Origin of the sequence: Salinivibrio sp. IB872 (assembly GCF_001995345.1) — a bacterium.
Classification (GTDB): Bacteria; Pseudomonadota; Gammaproteobacteria; order Enterobacterales; family Vibrionaceae; genus Salinivibrio; species Salinivibrio proteolyticus.
On the sequence record NZ_MUFO01000002.1, the window covers coordinates 97,606 to 117,045 of the forward strand.

The following is a 19,440-nucleotide window of genomic DNA, read 5'->3' on the forward strand; positions in this document are numbered from 1 at the left end:
TTCGCCAACGGCAGCGATAAAAGCAAATCTATCGGCTGCAAACAACACCTGATTGCTTGGAGCGATTTTCAGGCTTGTAATCCAAGACTGTGAGATTTTATTTATCTGTTTGTTCAGCACATTTTTTAGTTCGGTTATTGCTGCTACCTGATTTAAAAATGGTTGCAAGGAAGTTCCGTATTGTTTAGACGTAGCATCGGCAATTCGTTCCGCAAACACTTTTGCTGATTCAGAGTCATGTAGGTTTTCAAATACACCAAATGTTTGGAAAAGAGGGATTTCAAAAAAGCGCATTAGTTGTCCTGCGTGTGGCTTTTTATTTGACTCAGAAAGTTTTTGTTCAAGGCTAACTTCACCGGTTGATAGGCCAATTAAGCTCCAATAATCTTGGGATCTTGCGCCGCCATCTATCTTTCCTCGTAGCTTTGAAACACCATTACCGATCTGGTAGATCACTTTAGTTACTTCATCTGCCTCTGCTTGGTGGAACTCATCGAGTAAAATAAGCATACAGTTTCTACTTTTGGCACGGCCCTCTATGCCGTTTGCTGTGCTGCTCCATGTGTCTCGATACTGATAGTCAGAATATACAGATGCGGCTAAACGTATTAGGGTTGTTTTGCCATTTTTTGATGCACCCAAAAAATGGATCAAGAATGAGTCCCAATCGAGTTTTTCGAGTAAGGGCGCTGCAAAAGCTGTGCACAAAGTAAAGATCATCAAAGCATTACCTTGGCAAAGCATAGCAACGTCATCTTGCCACTCTAAGAAATTGCCGCTTGAGTTTAATTGTTCAGGTGTATCTCCAGTGTACATAACCTCCTGTTCTCCAAACCCCGCCACCCAGCTTGGTGTGACAAATTGATCAAAAAACCAACCGGTTTTTTCAACGGTTACTACAGTTTTATCTGGATTCTCACTCATCAGGTAGTCGAGAATAAAATGCCAATACTTTGATTTGTGGTGAATGAATAAGCCACTGTCAGCTACTGCTTGAAGCATGCTTTTTCCGCTATCAGCCAAAATATCTCTCATTTTGAAAACGCGCTCGTGAGCATTTCCTGAGCGAGAGGTCCACTGCAAGAGCACACCGAAATCTTTCATAAAAGTAGGGTCATAGGTGAACGCTTTCACATATACTGGCCCAGCGATTTGTAGTGGCGCTTTGTCTTCTTGCTCCAATATCAAGCCAACGTTCTTGGCTATAACGGTTTGATTCATAATTAGTCCCTATTACAACAAATAGGCCGCGGCGCTATGGTTTTCAGTTGATTTCATCGACGTTGGATATGATATCTGTGCGTGCTGGATAACAGGCTCTCTGGAACTGTCCAAATCGGGCTATTTGGCGGTGAAATTGAGTGCGTGATAGGGTGGTGTTGACGAAAAGGCTATTGCAGCATCATAAAGTGATACCCTTTCACATGTGAAAGGGTATAGAGAGGTGTTGAATTCATATACGAATTTAATGAAAATACCGGTTCTTGATACGCGATTGGTTTTTGATTTAATTGATGTCACACATGGTTCTTTTTGAACTTCTGTGCCCGCATGTCTCCTATGTTACTGCCTAGACCAGCCTGAAGAAGTGCCAACTTTTCAAACTTTTCTCTGAGCGAGAACACGATATCTAGTTGACGCACTTTGTCTTTTTGCCATCTAAGCGTAGACTTTTTTAGGTTGGGAGTTACCGCTCTAGAGAGCTTGGTGCCTGATTTAGTCTCGGAAATCATCATTCAAACAATAAATATTCAGTTGGCAGGTTAAGGTTTTGAATTACAAGATATCTTTAAGGTTTTGGTTATGACGATGCCAGATTCTACATTGGTCTATGATGTTAGTTCTCATCCTGTGGTGGCTCATGGCTTTTCCTTTAGCAATCAGCAGCTAGAGCAAATTTTAGCTGGTCCAGTAAAAGATATCTTATGTGATATATCAGGCAAGCAAGAACTCAATGAACTTCTAGCTGGTTTAGTGACTACTGACTTCGAGCAGATCGAATTAGCTGAAGTGCTTGCTGAAGAGTATGAGTTTGAAGATTGGCTGGTTGGTGAGGCTATTGCAGAAGCATTTGTCGCAAAGCGTGGTAGATGTGAATATCCTTGGCCGACATCACGAGACCTCAAGAACTCCAATGCAAGCCCCGCAGGCTGTGACCTGACTGGGCTTCAACTACTTGATGATCAAGAATTACCTTATAGATTTAGTTTTGGAGAGGTAAAAACATCCTATGATCAAAATTCTCCCCCTAGCGTCATGACGAGCCTTGGTAATCAACTATTTGGTCTACGTGATGATAAGGGTGTTAAGAATGATTTGGTGAAGTATCTTGGCCTACATGCTACCGGCAAACCTTGGCAATTCAAATTTCAAAGTGCAGCTAAGCGGTATGTTCAGTCACAAGGTACTGATATTGCTGTATATGGCGTATTAGTGCGTGACACTGAGCCTCGTGAAGCTGATATTCGGGGTAGAGCTCRCGCCCTATCAGTGGACTGTCCTCCAGAGACAGACATTGAGTTGCATGCAATTCATATCCCTACTGGTGAAATTACAAACTTGCCAGCGCGTGCACAATCAGCAATGAATGATGAGGGGGAAGCATGACCTTATCATTTGAGCAACTGCAATCAGTCGACAATCACTGGGCTGTGCAGGCAATTGATTCTGCGACTCGCGATAGCGCTTTTGATGCAGCAAAAGACGGCTTAGTACATAGTGCGCTAGGTAGCTTGTTTACCGGTGCGAATATCGAAGTTGATTATGCTTCTATCGAGCAAGTTGCTTCGGCCTACGAGCTGGCAGCCATTGAAGGTATTGCAACATTACTGAGCCCTTCGTCTGCTGAGCAACAAACAAAAAATCTCGCTATAGCTGGTGCGAATAAAGCCTTTGGGCTGATGCGAGTATTACCAATACCAGAAGATACAGATCAGCGAGTTTTCCATGTACTGCACATGGCAGGGTTAGCTTATGCAGGTGATCGTTGGACAGATTTAAGACGCTGGTTCGAAGAACATGAACAACAGCTTCAGGTTCCTTCTGTAGCTGATGTTGCCTGGAATAAACGTGTCGTTTTCCGTTTATTTGATGCTTGGGTGCGCTTGCTCCGCAAACGTTCTTGGGACGATTTAGATCAAATCGCAGAAATCATTGTTGGTCTTCGTCACGATCAAGCTAGCCATGAAAGAGACTTCTTAGATCAGGCTCAAGGTGTAGCCAGACAAAGTGAAGCTATTCGCTTGGTCTCTCTATATCACTGGGCGAAAGCGACAGAGCGCCTTGCAACCTACATGCTTCAAGGCGAGCCTTTAGCAATCGAATCAGAGCTTGATCAGCACTTTGAGGCTGCGCTTAAGGCTGCTCAATTATCTTGTGATACAAAGCTAGAAATGTTGCTGCGTTGGTTGCATGTATCCAGCCGAAAAATGGTTGAAGGTTCGGTTTGGTGGGTTGCTCATAGCGTTAACTCTAGAGTGACTCGGTTTGTTGGCCACGTAACTCGCCACAAGAGTATGTTTGAGTTGTTACCGCCACAGAGAGCAGCGCTGCAAGAGCAAAACCTACTTGATCCGGCGAGCCGAGCTGTTGTGATTGATATGCCTACGTCTGGCGGCAAAACTCAGTTAGCGCAATTTAGAATGCTCCAAGCACTCAACCAATTTGCTGATGATGGTGGTTGGATCGCATACGTTGCGCCGACCAGAGCGCTTGTCTCACAGATCACTAGAAGATTGCGTTCTGACYTCGGACCACTCGGCATCAAGGTCGAGCAACTTACCGGGGCGATTGAAGTTGATGCGTTTGAAGATGCTCTTTTAGGTGAGCAAGAAGCCTTCCAAGTGTTAGTTGCAACGCCGGAGAAATTGCAGCTTGTTATGCGCAACAAGAAGGTTCAGCGTCCATTGGCGTTATTGGTAATGGACGAGGCGCACAACATAGAAGATAACGAGCGTGGTCTGCGTATTGAACTACTGCTGGCGACAATTAAGCAGGAAGCTTCGCGAGCCAACTTCTTATTGCTGATGCCATTTGTTCCAAATGCTAATGAATTAGCCCAGTGGCTTGGTTCAGGTAGAGGTAAGAGCATTAGCCTTAGTACATCTGCTTGGCAACCAAACGAGAGGATTGTTGGCCTATTCGATGCTGAGCAAGCAGAAGGCCGTGGCAATTGGAAATTAACCTTTGAAACTCTAACAACCACTCAACGAACAATCCATCTGCGTGGTAAGCATGATGTGGATGGCATAAGGCCTATTCGTAACTTGAGTTATAGCTCTGCTAGATCTTTGTCTAAGCAGGCTGCTGCAATGGCAAAAGTGTTCTCGAAACGTGGAACAAGTATCGCTGTTGCACAGAAGATACCGGATGCTTGGAGTATCGCTCGCTTAATAGCTAATGAACTTGAACCCCTAGATCGAATCCCCGAAGAGATTGCGTTGGTGCAGCGCTTCTTGAGCACAGAAATCAGTCCTGATTTTGAGCTCATAGGAATGCTGGAAAAAGGTGTAGTAGTGCATCATGCAGGCTTGCCAGCTGAGGCCCTGGCTTTGATTGAATGGCTTACGGAAGAAGGTCATATCAAGGTTATGTGCGCTACTACAACGATTGCACAAGGTTTGAACTTCCCTGTTTCATCTGTATTCCTGGCGAGCCCGAAATACCCTTACGGGATACAGATGTCCCCTCGTGAGTTCTGGAACCTTGCAGGTCGAGCTGGACGGATTGGCCATGATAGCGTTGGCGTGGTGGGCATTGCAGCGGGAGCTAATCCTAATGAAATCAGACAATTTGTTAGTGATGCTACAGGTGACCTTCTATCTCGCTTGGTAAGTATGCTCGAAGAAATAGACTCAGTGGGTGGGTTGAATGATCTTTCGGCGGTAATTCATCAGGAGCAGTGGGCTGATTTTCGTAGCTATATTGCACACCTATGGAACGAGAAGCGGAACCTTGATGAGGTTATTGCTGAGGCTGAGCAACTTCTGAGGAACACCTATGGCTTCAGCTCATTACGGGCTAAGCCAGATAGGCACTCTCAGCAACAGGCAGACGCTTTACTCGAAGCAACAAGGGGCTATGTAAGACAAATAGCAGAGCACCCTGAAAACGCAGCGTTGGCAGATTCAACCGGCTTTTCACCGGAAGGTGTGAGAACTGCGCTGTTGGAACTCAATAGACTTGAGAACAAGCTAACCACAGAAGATTGGCAGCCAAGTAGCCTCTTTGGAAGCGAAACGGGGCGTTCAGCCTTACCTGATTTAATGGGCGTGATGATGCGTGTTCCGCAACTCCAGAAGAGTCTTACCGAGCTCGGTGGAGATGGTATAGGCCATCAACGGCTTGCTGACATTACTCAGGCTTGGGTTGATGGATCTTCCCTTGAAGATATTGCTAACCGTTTCTTTGATGAAGGCGATCTAACGAACAACTTATCTAAAGCGTGTAAAGCCGTATACAGGGACTTAGCGAACAATGGTGCTTGGGGCTTGTCTGCTCTAAGTAAGATGCCAACAGCTGGTATTGATTTTGACAGCCTGTCAGAGGAAGAGCTACGAACCTTGAATAATCTTCCGGCGATGCTTTATCACGGTGTCAGATCTGAAGAAGGTGTGCTGATGCGGATGAACTCTGTTCCCCGCAGTATCGCTGAAAGCTTGGGTGCAGACTTTAAGCTACTGCATCGAGACACTGATACTGCGTCTGCACCATCTCTTGCCACCGGTTATGTTAGTGCGTTGAGCGCTGATGATTGGTCGAGGCTTCGCCCTGAAGGTGCTGCGATGTCTGGGGATGATTACCGTAAAGTCTGGAAGCAACTGTCTGGGGTATAGTTCATTTAAAGCAGTGTCAAAGTAAGACTCGCTCCAATTACGGCCACATCGGGTGGCCGTTTTTGATCAATTAGTTAGTTCATGATCACATGGCTGATCTTTGCGGTTGAAAGTCAGTAAGGGAAGCCCCAGATAATATGTGGATACTTAGGAGAGGGAAGCAGCTGTGCATATAGAGACAATAGTTCTACACAATTTTAGAAGCTTTGGACCAGAGGGTCAGAGTATAGCTGTTGATCCGGATCTAACCACTCTTGTTGGGGCTAATGGCTCCGGAAAAACAGCCTTGATGCAGGCCTTACAGCGCATGTTCGGCATCTCAAATGAACAACGGACGATTCGCCGTCAGGATTTTCACATTCCCTCTTCTGAAGAAGATAGCCCCAGTAAGCGGACTCTAACGCTTGAAGCCATTGTCGCCTTTCCTGAACTGGATGATGAAGACGGAGACCACTCCGTGATACCAGACTTCTTTCACCATATGAGCGTGACTGATGAGGGCGGCAAGCTGAAATGCCGTTTGCGTTTGGACGCGGAATGGGAAGATGATGGTTCAATAGATGGGTACATTACGAGCCAGTTCCGCGCGGTTACGACATGGGGTGAGCCAGAAGATGCTGATTTTCACAATTTGCGCCCAGCGGATCGCTCTCGAATCCAATTGATCTACGTACCAGCCACACGATGCGCAGTTTCCCAGGTATCAGCCTTTCTGAAAGGTCGGCTTTGGAAAGCTATTAACTGGTCAGAACAAGTTCGGTCATCTTTTACTCAAAAGGCTACAGAGCTGAATGAATCCTTTGAGGGTGAAAATGCGATTAGTACCGTGACTGGAAAGCTCACAGACCGTTGGCAGGAGCTGCATTCTGCTGGAACTGATAGTACACCGAAGTTTCGTCCGGTCGACCTACGTTTTGAAGAGTTTGTTCGTAAGGTAGAGGTACTGCTGCACCCAGATGAAAGTGGTCGCGATCGAAGCATTGATGAGCTAAGTGATGGCCAAAGTTCGTTGTTTCACATAGCCATGACTTCAGCCACTCTCGATGTTGAAACTGAGATCTTAGCCCAACCAGAGAGTGACGATTTTCTTGGTGCAGACTTGCCCTTGCCCTCATTGACTATATTGGCACTTGAGGAGCCGGAGAATAACCTAGCCCCATACTATCTATCTCGAATCATAAGCCAGATCAGCAGCCTAGTGCATGGCTTAAGAGCTCAAGCAGTACTATCTAGTCATTCGCCGAGCATTCTCGCCAGGATCCAACCAACGCAAGTAAGGCACTTCAGGCTAGCAACAGAATCAAACACCACTGTTGTTCGTCAACTGACTTTACCCGATGAAGAGAATGAAGCTGCAAAGTACATCCAGCAAGCGGTGAGAGCCTATTCAGAGTTGTATTTCGCTAAGGTCGTGGTTCTCGGGGAGGGGGCTTCCGAGGAGGTAATTCTTCCCGCTATATCAGAAGCGATGGGAATACCAATTGATAAGTCTTTTGTCGCCATGGTTCCATTAGGGGGCCGACATGTAAACCACATGTGGCGTTTACTAACAGATTTACAGATCCCCTTTATCACATTACTCGATCTTGATTGGGGGCGGCACGGCGGTGGCTGGGGAAGGATCAAGAACGCAGTCGCCAAGTTAATAGAATATGGAATACCGGCTGAAAGTATTTTTACTCATGGAGTGCATGCTGACGGGGTATCTGTAAATCTGGCTGAGTTTGATACCTTCAGGCGTGATGATTATGAATTTATGAGTCGTTGGGTTAGCTATCTTCGTCAACCCCGTTTTAACGTATACTTCTCCAGCCCATTAGACATTGATTATTCGATGCTAAAAGCATTTCCCGAACAATATCGGATTGCACCCGACGAAAGCTCTACCGGACCATCTAGTCGTGGGGAGCCTGGTGATGCCGTCATGGGCGACGAGGGAAACCCTGAATTTTATGCTGACGACCTACTTAATCTGCGCTGGTACAGATACCTGTTCTTAGGAAGAGGTAAGCCTAGCACGCACATCCGAGTGCTTGGATCTATTCCGCCAGAACAGTTGGCCCAGAACGCGCCAGAAGAACTGCGAGCGTTAGTTCAGTCTATTCACGCAGCTCTTCAAAGCTAGGGGGCTAGGTGAAGTTTATTCAACCCGATCATTGGCAGCCCAAAGGGATCGACGAGCTTGAGCCAAATGCTTGGCAAGCACTATGGCGACGAGAGTCCACAAGCGTTATCGCTGGCCCAGGTGCAGGAAAGACAGAGTTTTTAGCGCAAAAAGCTGCATATTTGCTTGAGACTGGCCTATGCCCACCAAACCAAAAAATTCTAGCCATTTCATTTAAGACCGATGCTGCAAAAAATCTCGCAGATAGGGTGGAAGAACGGTGTCCAGAAGAGCTAGGTAGTCGATTTGTTTCGATGACCTTCGACGCTTTTTCTAAAAATATAGTTGACCGTTTTCGTATGGCGTTGCCACCACAGTGGAGACCAACAAAACCATATGATGTCACTTTTGCAACTCGCCAGCAGATAACCCGTTTTTTAGGTCGAGAGCGGCAAAAAAATAGTCATATCTCTGGATTGTTGAATGCTATAGCCAGAATAAACCCAATAACTTTTGAGTCTACATTTGTTGGCTCAAGGAGACTTGGTCTAGCTTCGAACGACATAGGGGAACGGACTCTTTATGATAATTGGTTAGCCGAACAAGTAAGTTGCGGAGATGAAGAGCCATCACAGCTGACATTTATGACAATAAATCGGCTGGCTGAATATATAATTCGTACCAATGTCCATGTGCGACGAGCTCTGAGAGCAACGTATCCATATGTCTTTGTGGATGAATTCCAAGATACGACTTATGGTCAGTATGATTTCCTGTTGTCAGCCTTCGGTTATAGTGAAACAACGGTAACGGTTGTGGGGGATTATAAGCAGAGGATCATGGGTTGGGCCGGAGCCCGAGGTGATGCGTTTCATCAGTTTGAGGCCGATTTTTCGGCACAACGATATCCGCTGTTGCTTAATCACCGCTCTTCTCCAGAACTGGTCAGGATACAACATGTTATTGCACAAGCTATTGACCATGAGGTGAGAGAGGTTCAAACAAGTAACTACAGTCAGGTATCTGGTGATGCTGCTTGGATTTGTTTTAGCTGTAACGTAGATCAAGAGGCCAGTTACTTGGCGCAGTGGATTGCGAATGACATACGAAGCAGGTCATTGAACCCAAGGGACTATTCCGTTCTGGTGCGCCAAAGACCTGAGGATTACGAAGAGCAGCTATCTTCGTATTTAACTCAGTACGGGCTTAGCTTGCGAAATGAAAGTGTGAAAATAGGTAAAACTACTCTTCAGGATTTACTTGCTGAGGAGTTGACTATTTTGTTCTCTAATCTTCTAAGGCTAGGACTTGGGCATCGAAATGCGCAAGTTTGGAATCAGTTATCAGCAGATGTACAGCTGCTTCGTAACACAACCCAAGAAGATGAAAAAGCACTGAGACAGGTTGAACGCCGGTTAGCATTATTTGTTTCTGAACTCAAGGAGTTGATGCGACAATCGTTTACACCAGACAATGCTCGCCTCGTTTTTGAAAGAATTATTGCCTTTATTGATTTGAATGATCTTCGGAAAACATTTGCTCGTTACGCTACTGGTGATCTACTTGAAATAAACCTGGCAGCACTTGAAGAGTTTTTTACAAACTGTGTTGATACCCAGAGTTGCTGGGGAAATTTCCTGGAAGAATTTGAAGGTACAAATCAGATTCCGCTAATGACAATTCATAAAAGCAAGGGGCTGGAATTCGATACAACTATTTTCATGGGGATCGATGATAATGCTTGGTGGTCCTATCGACCTGGCGATTCCGAAGGGTTATCGACATTTTTTGTTGCACTGTCTCGTGCGAAACAAAGGGCGATATTTTCCTATTGTCAGCAAAGAGGACAAAGAATCAAGGTCGCAGATTTTTATGCGTTGCTGACGACTGCTGGTGTACAGGAGTATGTGATCCCACCTAGCTAATTATTTTTTGCTAAGGTATCCAAATGCGACCGTATGGTCGCCTTTGGATATCTTGTTTGTATGATACAAAGTCCGCGTAATCCAAAGAGCGTCAAACGTTAGCTTTCTGATTTTTTGGGCTGAAAGCCCCCTCAGGGACTTTCACATGTGAAAGTCAGAATCGCTATAGAAAACTTGCAGACAAAGCCCCACATAATTATGGAAATTGCCAGTCGGTGTTCCATCCGCTTTGGATTTTATTTCCTAGGTCCCACATAACTTTGGAAATAACAGCTAGCTGCCCCAGTACGTTGCGATTACTTTTGGAGAAAGCTGTCGTCAAGGCCCCACATTAGATAGTTAATTGGAAAGTGATTGGCTAGGTCCCGGTGAGGATATGCTATCGACGCGCCGTATTATTACTGGGGCAATGAAAGCAAAAAAACTCTCAAACTGTCCTGATTGGGCATTTTCGCAGTGTAATCAAATTAGTAAGCCTCGATAGACTGTAACCCTTAGCGGTCGTAAAAAAGGAGGCTTAATTATGCAAGACTACTCAAAGTTAGATCAGCTGGCGTCTAATTGGCACCAGTTAGCCCACTATCGTGAGGAGTTTAATGAATCAGAGTATTTTGAAAAAGCTCTGGCCCAATCGGAGTTACTCCTCGAAGAAATAACTAAAATCACACATCAAGAGCCATTTCGTCTCGAATTCATGGCTAGTTGCTTCGCTAATAACTTTTGGCGTTTCAATCGACATCATCGCTCACCTGAAACTCCAGAAGTGCCAGGTAGATTTGGTTGTCGCGTGAGAGTCAAAGACAATAAGTTTGAAGCTTCATGGTACATCAATGTTTTCCTCGATGAAGAAGACATGAAACACCGTAAAAATAAACACCAAAGAGTTAGGTCAGTACATATTCCGAAAGGTTCTGGCAGCCGTTATCGTTCGAGCTCTTTTTCCAAAGCTCAAGGTTGGGAAAAGGTCCAGATTGATTATTGTGAAGATGCTTTTCAGCTGCTTCGAGAGATCCGGCATGAGATGGATAACATCAGAAAAAAAGTTGAAATGTGTCAGCGTCGTTTTATCAAGCTGCGAGATCATTTTGAGTTGATGGAGGTGCCCAAATGAGTTTAGAAGACCCATTAGTCGGTATTTTTGATAAAGATATTCAAGTTGATTTAAATAGCCTAACGACCAATATCCATGATTCTGTATTGTTATCTACGTACATTTCGAAAATGAAAGATGAGTTAATCGTACAGCGACGTGATTTAAAACGCTCAGCTTTCTCTCTGGAAGAGTCATTCAACAATTACAGGGATAAATTAAAGAAAGAGCACTCCGGACAGGAACCGTTTCGGTTTGTCTTTACCGTGTATATCGAGGATAACCTGCCTAACTTTCAATGGTTTAAAGTTATAGTTTTTAATAGGGACAAACCAGCAAAGCTAGAAATGTTAACAGGTAACATTCTAAAGCAAAAAAGGATGAGTAACGTCGCTAACTGGGAACGGCAAATGTATTACCACATATGCCTACAAATAGAGGAAATGAAAGTGCGTGCAGACTTTATTTCAGAATTTGAGAAGAAGCTATTACAGCTTGTATATCCTGTAGATGAGATTGAAATGTTTGTTCGAAACAAAGTTAATTAAATCATAATCTTGGTTGATATTTTATTAAGCCTTGCCAGACTTGTTGGGAAGGCTTTTTTGTTGCTTTTAGCTTGGAGGTTGCATTTTTAAAATACGTGATATTTTGGTAGTAAATAGGAGGGGTTTCATATGATGAAATTGAAAATTCAAACAATTGCCACCAGTAAGTTTAACGTGAGCGTAGCGTGGTTCTCTGGTTTATCAAAAAATGGTGTGATTGATGTACGCGTAAGTCAGATTGAGCATCGTATAGCAGTTTCAGAGCTTACTGTAGTACGCTATTTGCTCTGGGACCGTCAGGTATTCGGCCATCGTCCAGGCAGCGGTAAAGGTCTTGCGATAGGGTTGTCGTGTGCGACCCTTCGGTCTTTGAAGCAGAGCTCAAGTAATGATTTGCGGAAAGCCGGTCAGTATTTGAAGACGTGGCTGGATGGAGTGCAACTCAATCCTGATGAAATTGTCGGTGTTGCCGCTTCTACTGACCAGATGCTAATGATCCAGCCATATCGCTTTCCTCAACCTGTGTTTGATTCTCCAGTATTAGGGCCTGTTGCAATCAGTCGCCATGCAATACAGCGTTACCAAGAGCGCTTTCGTTACGGTTACACGAGCCTACAACGTCAACTTTGCAACCCTGAGCTTCGCCAAGCGAGACTCTCAGATCGTACACGATTTCAGAAACTGCTGAAGTACGGTGACGACGGCAGTCAAATCTGGCACCACCCCACGGGAGATCTATATTTCTTGCTAGTGCCACAGGAGACTCACTCGCTGGTCGTGACAGTTTTTTCCCATTTGAGTCACCCTATGGCTAAGGAGGCAGCATGATTCTGAAGATGAACGCCGTTTCTGCTGACGTGTCTTCAAAGCACCCTGGCAGTGCTGGTATTGAACCTCATGCTTTCACCGAAAAAGAGGTGGAGACAACGATGCGTGTTGATTGGCTTTGGCCGCTCAAAGTGATAGTAAAATTGGTTCTTTTTGTGACGCTGTTGTTTGCCTTGCCCAGCCCAATTTCATTTTTGATTATCCTGTTTACCGCAGCTTATTGCGTGAACAAGCTACATCGACGTTATGGCAGGCCCAGAGCCAGCAATAACAGGGCGAGACGGTTCCAAGGGCATGGATCGATATCGATGGGATCTAGCTCGGCATCTGGCTTATTAAGTTCAGGAGTATACCGAGCTGGATTGGTCAGCGCGGCGAGTGCGGAATTGATGCCAGATATCGCAGATGCCAGTTCTGATTCGAGCTCATCATTTTGGTGCGGTGATATTAATCCAGCAAGTGGCCTTCCCATGATGGAAAACTCTTGTATTGATATCGGCGGCAATGTGTTTGGAGATGACAGCATGACTAGCATTGATACCAGTTTTGACTGTGGTGGTATTAGCTGCGACCCATTTGATTAAACGATTTAAGGAGATTGTATGGATTTGCTTTGGTATTGGCTCGCGGGGCTGCTTTTGACAGTGGTTGCTGTTGGGTGTGTCTATTGGTATGCCGCATATCAGGCAAAGCGAGGTGGGGGTAACAAGTAGGGGTCGTTTTCCCGATTTCCCACGTTTCCCAATTTCCCTGTGAATTTAGGATTTACTTGAGGTGTGTGGCTGGTTGCTAGCTAACTTTTGAATTAGTTTGCTTTTTTCTTCTTCTGAGAGATTTTCTATAAGGCATAGAAGTTCAGCTGTCTTTGGTGAATCACAGAAAAAGAACGCAATGGGTACGTTTAGTTCTTCTGCCATTTTTCTTAACGTGTTGATATCAGGTGTATGGCGGCCTTTTTCATAATGGTTCATGCGTCCACTCGCCACACTTGGGTCCATACCAATACGAATTCCGAGCGTTTTTTGGCTGATGCCTGCTCGCGTTCGTGCCTCTTTAAGGCGTGTTGGTAGGGGGCTTGGGGTTGGCAAATCACATTCATCGACAATCTCTAGATGCTTAGATCTTCTAAGTTTTTTATGATTCTGTATATTTAGGATATCTAAGCTTTGTGGTTGATGGAATAGTCATGGAGAGCAAAAATGCCCAGTAAGTTTGTACTTAGAAGAAAAACTAGAAGTGGTATACCGATGAAAGTTCTCAGTGTATGTTTATCGGTAGGTTTATCTGCCCAGGCATATGCTGTGCCTAGTTATGAGCTCACATATGGTGACTGGAAGCAGATATGTGGTCAGCCTAACCAAGCGTGCAACTTTTTCCTAAAAGGTTTTTTGCAATCCGCTTCTTTCTGGGCTCAGTGGGTTGAAGAAGCTGCGTTACTTCGGCCTGATCTTAAAAGAGCAAATGATGTCATACGTTGGGTCAGTATGCCTCAAGATAATGGTCAGCTTTGTCTACCAAGAAACATTCAGTTTGAATCAGTGAGAGCGAATGTTGATCGATCCCTTGAGCATCTGTATCGAGAACAGTCAGATTTTACTCCAGGACCAAGTACTTTGCTGACAGGACCTGGCTTAAGGGTAAATCTGTATGACGCATTCAAGAGATCTTATCCTTGCCAGTAGTCAAAGTAGGTGCTGTAAGCGATCTGAAACCTTCTGGTGAGCATCTCTTCGTTCTTCCAGAAAATCGTGACGGTTGTAGATGCCCTCAACACCTCCATTTTGTTTTCTGTGGGTCTGGCTTTGTCCTGTCCAAACAGACACCTAATCTTTTTGCTTCTTGTGACCAGAGCTATTACACCCGACTCGGTAATTCATGCATGCCATACTCGAAAACTATTGTAACGCCTTCTATGTTATCCATATTTCCTTGAAGAAAGTTCATTACCTTTATTTTTCGCTCGATCTCATCAATATCAGCATGGATTTGGCCTAGATTGTTACCTCTCACATAGTTCAGTACTTTATCAATGGCTGGGTTTCTAGCCATGTTCTGGATGAAATTTATATGCATTCCCTGACGATAGTTTTCAGCATATTGGGCTCGGCAAGAGACGTACTTAGTATAGAGTTCAGGGATATTTGCACAGTCCAGCGCAGGAGCCCCTAGAACCTCATCTACTGTTTGCGGGTTTTGCACTGCCATTTGTCGGATTGCTGCTGGAAGAGATGTATCTTTTTTACCACTTTTGGTGCCAATACTCTCAAATGTTAAACCATTTAAAGCGTCTGCTGACAATGCATTGGCGTACAGATTGATGATTTGGTCGACATCTTGTTCGGGTATTGGGTCGTGTTTATCTAGGTGCCAGTATCGTCCTCTCTTTGTCATTGGACGTCGTAACTTTAACCTGAGGCATTGAGCTGCCACTAGCCAATAATGATCCGAATTCGCCAACCCTTGATGCTCTCGTTCTTTTAGCCGGACAAAAGAGTCATCATAGAACCCCCCTGTTATTTTATCGGCCAATACACGTTGTAAAGCTTGAGTATGTGTGATCGAAGCAATCTGGTTGTATTTTAGAATTTTGAGGCTGGGACTATCGGTGTCTGGGCTGCGTCGATCCAATATATCGGCAAACATTCCTTCAGAGAATTGCACCATTTTATCAATCAGGAGATCAAGGTTTTTGACCACTTTGCGAACGGCTTCAGGTTGATGATAGAGAATGTTTGTATACAGCTCCGCCAGATAACCACTGTATTCTTCGCTGAACGCAAAGTCTTTACGTGGATAGAACACTCTTAAATCCGAAGACCATGCATCATCGACAGCTGCTAATTGTCGGATGAAGGTAGGGCTGGCTTTATGTAGGTTGGCGAGTAGATAAAGGCATTTGAGCATATCTTCGTGGTGTGGTTTATCCGTATCTGACTCTTTGGCTTGCTTGAGGTAGGTTTTACGCCAATCTTTATCCTGATTGGCAGCCTTGGTTGTACCCAAGATGGTGTTTAAGTGTGTCTTGAGTGCAGAATCATTGAAGTTCTTCCAAAAGTCATGATGTGTTTTCTCATCGTTCAGTTCCCACAATTCCTTTTTAAGCCCTTTAAGGCTTAGCTCTCTAGTAGCACTAGAGTTTTTTAGATGATCATAGTCCGATAGAGATGAAAAAAAAGTGCAGGGCTTCGAATGCAACAAAACTTCATATGGCAGGAGATAGACCTCCCCGTTAGTCACGGGCTGGTAGTTGCCGCAATGTCTGCGACGTAACTCATCTTTATTTGTAACATTCAGTTTTTCTTTGTTCTTGGGACCCATGAAATTTTCACTTATTAATTTTTTCTGCTTTTTTGTCAGTAGCCTTGTTCTAGTATTAACACCTAACGCAACGAGGCAGTTTTGCAGGTTGCAAAGACAAAAACCATCAGTTAAAGAGGTAAATATTATGGCAAATATTGTACAGCGTAGCATGCAGCGTAGCTTGGCTAAAACCATCTCAGAAATGGAACAAGAGACAGGGATCCCACAAAGCCAGCTAGTAGAGATACTTAACGAAGAGTATGGATATGTATCTAAGGATGACCCAGAGTTATTGAGTGATCTTAATCGGCAAATTGAGTTAGATCGAGCTGCTGACCGCCATGCTAAGAAAAAGAAGATAGAGGTTAGTAAAAGAGCCATAGCTAAAACTACTTGGGACCGTGAAAGCGGTAAACTAGCCCAAGACTTACAGGAAGGTAACATAGGGGGGGAACGGAGTTAGCTGCCTAGCTGTAACCAAGTACGGGCACTTTTTTCGTTTCAGGATCATTTTATATAGGTGGCAGGGATCGATTTAAGGGTAAATCTGTATGACGCATTCGATAGATCTTACCCTTGTCGGTAACTAAAGAAGGTGCTGTATGCGATCTGCAACCTTCTGGTGAGCCACTCTTCGTTCTTTCAAAAAGTCGTGGCGGTTGTAGATGCCCTCAACACCTTTGAGTTTGTGATTTAAGCAACGCTCAGCTACCTGTCCATCAATGCCTTCGGCAGAAGCCAGTGTTCTGAAGGTACGACGCAGGTCATGGACTACAAAGTAATCAACACTCTCCATCTTATTTTTGGTCGGCCTGGCTTTGTCCTGACCAAACAAATATTTAATGGCAGTGGTAATCGTATCTGAGCCCATATGTGCTCTTTTGCTTCTTCGTCTACTTGGGAAGACATATTCAGAATCAAGCGCTCTGATCTTGAGCTCTTGCAGCCAATTGACAGCTTGGGTGGGAAGCGGGATGGTCAACGGGATGCCATTTTTACTGCGGCTGGCTGGTAACTCCCAGATGGCTTTATCTAGGTCGATTTCACTCCAAGGGGCTTGGCAGAGTTCGCTGTTTCTGACTCCCAAAACTAAGTACAAACAGCAGGCCAAATAGTTTTCCCGAGTAAAACTCACGTTGTTCTCTCTGAACACCCGAAACACAGTCTCAATCTCTTCTTCAGTTAACACTCTGGCGCGACTCTCTTCGACACCTCCGGCGTCATTGACACGAAAAGCGGCGGCGGGATTTATCTGGGTGAGATCCAGCTTATTGGCATGTCGAAACAGTTGCTTCATATACATGAGAGTGTCGTTGGCGATGGTTGGCCGATTGCTATCCACAATACGTCTGATGACTTCTCGCACATCTAATGCTGTTACCTGATCGATTTTAAGCTTCCCAATTACTGGGCGGATCTCTTTTGTGTAAACACGTTTTGGAATGTTCGGGTGCTTGAGCCTGTCTTTAAGATCATGCTCAAACCAGTCTTTGAATAAGTCATCTATGGTTTGTATGCCGGACCATTGGCGGCGTTGGCGTTCTGCCAGTGGATTGATGCCTTGCTGGATCAGCTTTCGTTGCTGGAAGGCTGCATCACGTGCGTCAGCAAGTGATAGTTCTGGATAGGACCCTAGTGTCATTTCTGGACGACTGCCGTTGATTGAAAATCGCAAGATCCAAAAAGGTTCTCCAGAAGCGGGTACAACGAAGTAGAGGCCGTTGCCATCTGCTGTTTTTCGCGGTTCATCTTTGGCCAGAGCGGCTACTTTACGTGCATTTAGCTTGCCCATGTAGTTCTCCTTATTGTGGAAAGTTACTCACCATTTAAGGGCATACTAGATCAATACTACTCACCACTAAACTCACCAGTTGGTTGAAAATTCAGGCAAAGACCTGAAATCTCCTGAAAACAAAAAAGCCCCTATTTACAGGGGCTTGGTAAGCTTAAGTAAGCTCAAAGAGACTCAAAAAACCTTATTCTATGTTTTGGATCTGCTCGCGCATTTGTTCGATAAGCACTTTGAGCTCGACGCCGGAGGCGGTGATCTCGGTGCTGATCGATTTGGAGGCGAGGGTGTTGGCTTCGCGGTTGAACTCTTGCATCATAAAGTCCAAGCGTCGGCCGCAGGCGCCGCCTTTTTTGAGGATTTTGCGCGCCTCTGAAACGTGTGAGTCCAAGCGGTCAAGCTCTTCCGCAACGTCTACTTTTTGCGCCAGCATCACCATTTCTTGCTCGATGCGAGTTGGATCGAGCTCCACTTTGGCTTCTTCCAAACGTGTGGTTAAGCGTTCACGCTGCCATTCAATCACGGTAGGCATCTTTTCGCGCACTTTGATGACTTCAGCGCTAATGGCATCTAATCGCTGCTCAATCAGCACTTTCATGTTGTCACCTTCGCTCGCACGCGCGGCGATAAAGGCGTCGAGTGCCTCATCCAGACCGGTCATTAGGGCGCGATGCAGCTCGTCGGTATCTTGCTCTGGGGCTTCCATTACCCCCGGCCAATTCAGGACCTGAAACGGATTGATGTTGCCTTCTCCAGCGGTTTCTTTCACCCATTTGGCGGCGTGAATTACTTGCTTGGCTAAGGCTTCGTTAATGGTGAGCTTGTCTTGATTGGCTTGCGAGGTATCAAAGCGTAAGTTGCATTCCACTTTGCCGCGCGCGAGGCGCTTACGGAAGCGCTCACGCACGACGGGCTCAAGGCTGCGCAGTTGCTCGGGCATGCGAATGTAGGTTTCGAGATAGCGCTGGTTGACGGAACGAATTTCCCAAACGGCGTTGCCCCAATCGCCCTTGATTTCGTGTCGCGCGTAGGCGGTCATGCTGTGGATCATTGGTACCTGCTTGTGTGTGCAAAGAGTGAATGGCTTGATTATACGCATCCACCTGCAATGCGTCAGCTGTGTTGGCAAGATGTGCCGACAGGGATCGCAAGCGTGGCAAGAAACACGTATAATCGCGGGCAAATTTCATCAGCCCAAAAGGTTACTTGCATGCGTCCAAGTGGAAGAGCGCTCGACCAAATTCGTCCCGTTAGCTTTACCCGCGGTTTTACTGCCCACGCAGAAGGCTCTGTGCTGGTTTGCTTTGGCGACACAAAAGTCATTTGTAACGCTACTGTCGAAGAGGGTGTGCCACGCTTTTTAAAAGGCAAGGGCCAAGGCTGGGTGACGGCAGAATATGGTATGTTGCCACGTGCCACGCATACGCGAAATCGTCGAGAAGCGTCGACTGGTAAACAAGGCGGCCGCACGATGGAAATTCAGCGTCTGATTGCGCGCAGCCTGCGTGCCGCGGTTGATTTAACCGCGCTGGGTGAGTACACCATCACGGTTGATTGTGATGTGATTCAGGCCGACGGCGGCACGCGTACTGCATCTATTTCGGGGGCGAGCGTTGCACTGGCTGACGCACTTAATGTCATGGTGCGTGATGGCAAACTTGCCGCGAACCCCATGAAAGGTCACGTTGCAGCGGTGTCGGTGGGTATTTATCAGCAAACGCCAATTTGCGATCTGGAATATGTAGAAGACTCCGCGGCAGACACCGACATGAATGTGGTGATGCTCGAAGATGGCCGCATGATTGAGGTACAAGGTACCGCTGAGGCAGAGCCATTTACCCCCGATGAGCTCAATGCCATGTTGGTACTGGCCAAGAAGGGCATTGATGACATTGTCGTTGCCCAAAAATCGGCGTTAGCCGACGCATAACAGATTCAGTAGCTCCCACATTGGGGGCTATTTTTTTGCCCTGAGAACAGGATGGAGCCCGTGACATAACCGTCACAACCGTTTTAATAGTG

15 protein-coding genes are annotated in these 19,440 nt (G+C 45.6%); 10 read left to right on the forward strand and 5 right to left on the reverse strand.

The window, feature by feature from the left end; genetic code table 11:
• The coding region (locus tag BZJ18_RS01420) for a DUF927 domain-containing protein (protein ID WP_241824893.1) at positions 1-1,221 on the reverse strand (1,221 nt) is incomplete at its 3' end.
• Positions 1,222-1,803: 582 nt separating this feature from the next.
• On the opposite strand from BZJ18_RS01420, the gene BZJ18_RS01430 reads away from it, so the two are divergent.
• The 8 genes from BZJ18_RS01430 to BZJ18_RS17510 all read left to right on the forward strand — a co-directional run bounded on the left by BZJ18_RS01430 (position 1,804) and on the right by BZJ18_RS17510 (position 12,913).
• Positions 1,804-2,607, forward strand: coding sequence for a hypothetical protein (locus BZJ18_RS01430; RefSeq protein WP_077455055.1), 804 nt, complete (start codon positions 1,804-1,806; stop codon positions 2,605-2,607).
• A complete protein-coding gene (locus tag BZJ18_RS01435) occupies positions 2,604-5,834 on the forward strand; it encodes a DEAD/DEAH box helicase (RefSeq protein ID WP_077455056.1) in 3,231 nt (1,076 codons plus the stop codon). The genes BZJ18_RS01430 and BZJ18_RS01435 overlap by 4 nt, the downstream gene beginning before the upstream one ends.
• Positions 5,835-6,000: 166 nt before the next feature.
• Positions 6,001-7,959 (forward strand): ATP-dependent nuclease, encoded by a 1,959-nt coding sequence (locus tag BZJ18_RS01440; RefSeq protein WP_077455057.1) that lies wholly within the window; start codon positions 6,001-6,003, stop codon positions 7,957-7,959.
• Positions 7,960-7,967: 8 nt separating this feature from the next.
• Positions 7,968-9,863 (forward strand): UvrD-helicase domain-containing protein, encoded by a 1,896-nt coding sequence (locus BZJ18_RS01445; protein WP_077455058.1) that lies wholly within the window; start codon positions 7,968-7,970, stop codon positions 9,861-9,863.
• Between the two features lie 523 nt (positions 9,864-10,386).
• Complete coding sequence (mobI, locus tag BZJ18_RS01450) at positions 10,387-10,974, forward strand: conjugative transfer protein MobI(A/C) (protein ID WP_069500088.1); 588 nt, start codon at positions 10,387-10,389, stop codon at positions 10,972-10,974.
• Positions 10,971-11,501 carry a hypothetical protein gene (locus BZJ18_RS01455; RefSeq protein ID WP_077455059.1) on the forward strand — a complete coding sequence of 177 codons (531 nt, stop codon included), beginning with the start codon at positions 10,971-10,973 and terminating at the stop codon, positions 11,499-11,501. The genes mobI and BZJ18_RS01455 overlap by 4 nt, the downstream gene beginning before the upstream one ends.
• 129 nt (positions 11,502-11,630) lie before the next feature.
• Positions 11,631-12,329: a hypothetical protein gene (locus BZJ18_RS01460; protein WP_077455060.1), complete on the forward strand. Its 699-nt coding sequence runs from the start codon at positions 11,631-11,633 to the stop codon at positions 12,327-12,329.
• Positions 12,326-12,913, forward strand: a complete 588-nt coding sequence (locus BZJ18_RS17510; protein WP_241824894.1) for a hypothetical protein — start codon at positions 12,326-12,328, stop codon at positions 12,911-12,913. Before BZJ18_RS01460 ends, BZJ18_RS17510 begins: the two co-directional genes overlap by 4 nt.
• Before the next feature lie 174 nt (positions 12,914-13,087).
• Here BZJ18_RS17510 and BZJ18_RS01470 read toward each other — a convergent pair whose 3' ends face one another.
• Together BZJ18_RS01470 and BZJ18_RS01480 are read right to left on the reverse strand one after the other, a co-directional pair.
• Positions 13,088-13,417: a helix-turn-helix domain-containing protein gene (locus tag BZJ18_RS01470; protein WP_077455061.1), complete on the reverse strand. Its 330-nt coding sequence runs from the start codon at positions 13,415-13,417 to the stop codon at positions 13,088-13,090.
• A 766-nt stretch (positions 13,418-14,183) separates the two neighbouring features.
• Complete coding sequence (locus BZJ18_RS01480; RefSeq protein WP_077455063.1) at positions 14,184-15,647, reverse strand: hypothetical protein; 1,464 nt, start codon at positions 15,645-15,647, stop codon at positions 14,184-14,186.
• Between BZJ18_RS01480 and BZJ18_RS01485 the strand changes: the two genes are divergently transcribed.
• Positions 15,646-16,092 (forward strand): hypothetical protein, encoded by a 447-nt coding sequence (locus BZJ18_RS01485; RefSeq protein WP_131825255.1) that lies wholly within the window; start codon positions 15,646-15,648, stop codon positions 16,090-16,092. The genes BZJ18_RS01480 and BZJ18_RS01485 overlap by 2 nt on opposite strands.
• 123 nt (positions 16,093-16,215) lie before the next feature.
• On the opposite strand, the gene BZJ18_RS01490 is transcribed toward BZJ18_RS01485, so the two are convergent.
• Together BZJ18_RS01490 and BZJ18_RS01495 are read right to left on the reverse strand one after the other, a co-directional pair.
• Positions 16,216-17,421, reverse strand: a complete 1,206-nt coding sequence (locus BZJ18_RS01490; RefSeq protein ID WP_077455064.1) for a tyrosine-type recombinase/integrase — start codon at positions 17,419-17,421, stop codon at positions 16,216-16,218.
• 184 nt (positions 17,422-17,605) lie between these two features.
• The gene (locus BZJ18_RS01495; protein ID WP_077455065.1) at positions 17,606-18,469 is read right to left on the reverse strand and encodes a YicC/YloC family endoribonuclease; all 864 of its coding nucleotides are present in this window, start codon (positions 18,467-18,469) and stop codon (positions 17,606-17,608) included.
• A gap of 159 nt (positions 18,470-18,628) precedes the next feature.
• On the opposite strand from BZJ18_RS01495, the gene rph reads away from it, so the two are divergent.
• Positions 18,629-19,348, forward strand: a complete 720-nt coding sequence (gene rph / locus BZJ18_RS01500) for a ribonuclease PH (protein WP_077455148.1) — start codon at positions 18,629-18,631, stop codon at positions 19,346-19,348.
• Positions 19,349-19,440 lie beyond the last annotated feature (92 nt).

Coding starts and splice junctions, on each gene's coding strand:
- mobI (WP_069500088.1), top strand. CDS start 10,387: ATGCAAGACTACTCAAAGTTAGATCAGCTGGCGTCTAATTGGCACCAG.
- BZJ18_RS01455 (WP_077455059.1), top strand. CDS start 10,971: ATGAGTTTAGAAGACCCATTAGTCGGTATTTTTGATAAAGATATTCAA.
- BZJ18_RS01460 (WP_077455060.1), top strand. CDS start 11,631: ATGATGAAATTGAAAATTCAAACAATTGCCACCAGTAAGTTTAACGTG.
- BZJ18_RS17510 (WP_241824894.1), top strand. CDS start 12,326: ATGATTCTGAAGATGAACGCCGTTTCTGCTGACGTGTCTTCAAAGCAC.
- BZJ18_RS01485 (WP_131825255.1), top strand. CDS start 15,646: ATGAAATTTTCACTTATTAATTTTTTCTGCTTTTTTGTCAGTAGCCTT.
- BZJ18_RS01480 (WP_077455063.1), bottom strand. CDS start 15,647: ATGGGTCCCAAGAACAAAGAAAAACTGAATGTTACAAATAAAGATGAG.
- BZJ18_RS01490 (WP_077455064.1), bottom strand. CDS start 17,421: ATGGGCAAGCTAAATGCACGTAAAGTAGCCGCTCTGGCCAAAGATGAA.
- BZJ18_RS01495 (WP_077455065.1), bottom strand. CDS start 18,469: ATGATCCACAGCATGACCGCCTACGCGCGACACGAAATCAAGGGCGAT.
- rph (WP_077455148.1), top strand. CDS start 18,629: ATGCGTCCAAGTGGAAGAGCGCTCGACCAAATTCGTCCCGTTAGCTTT.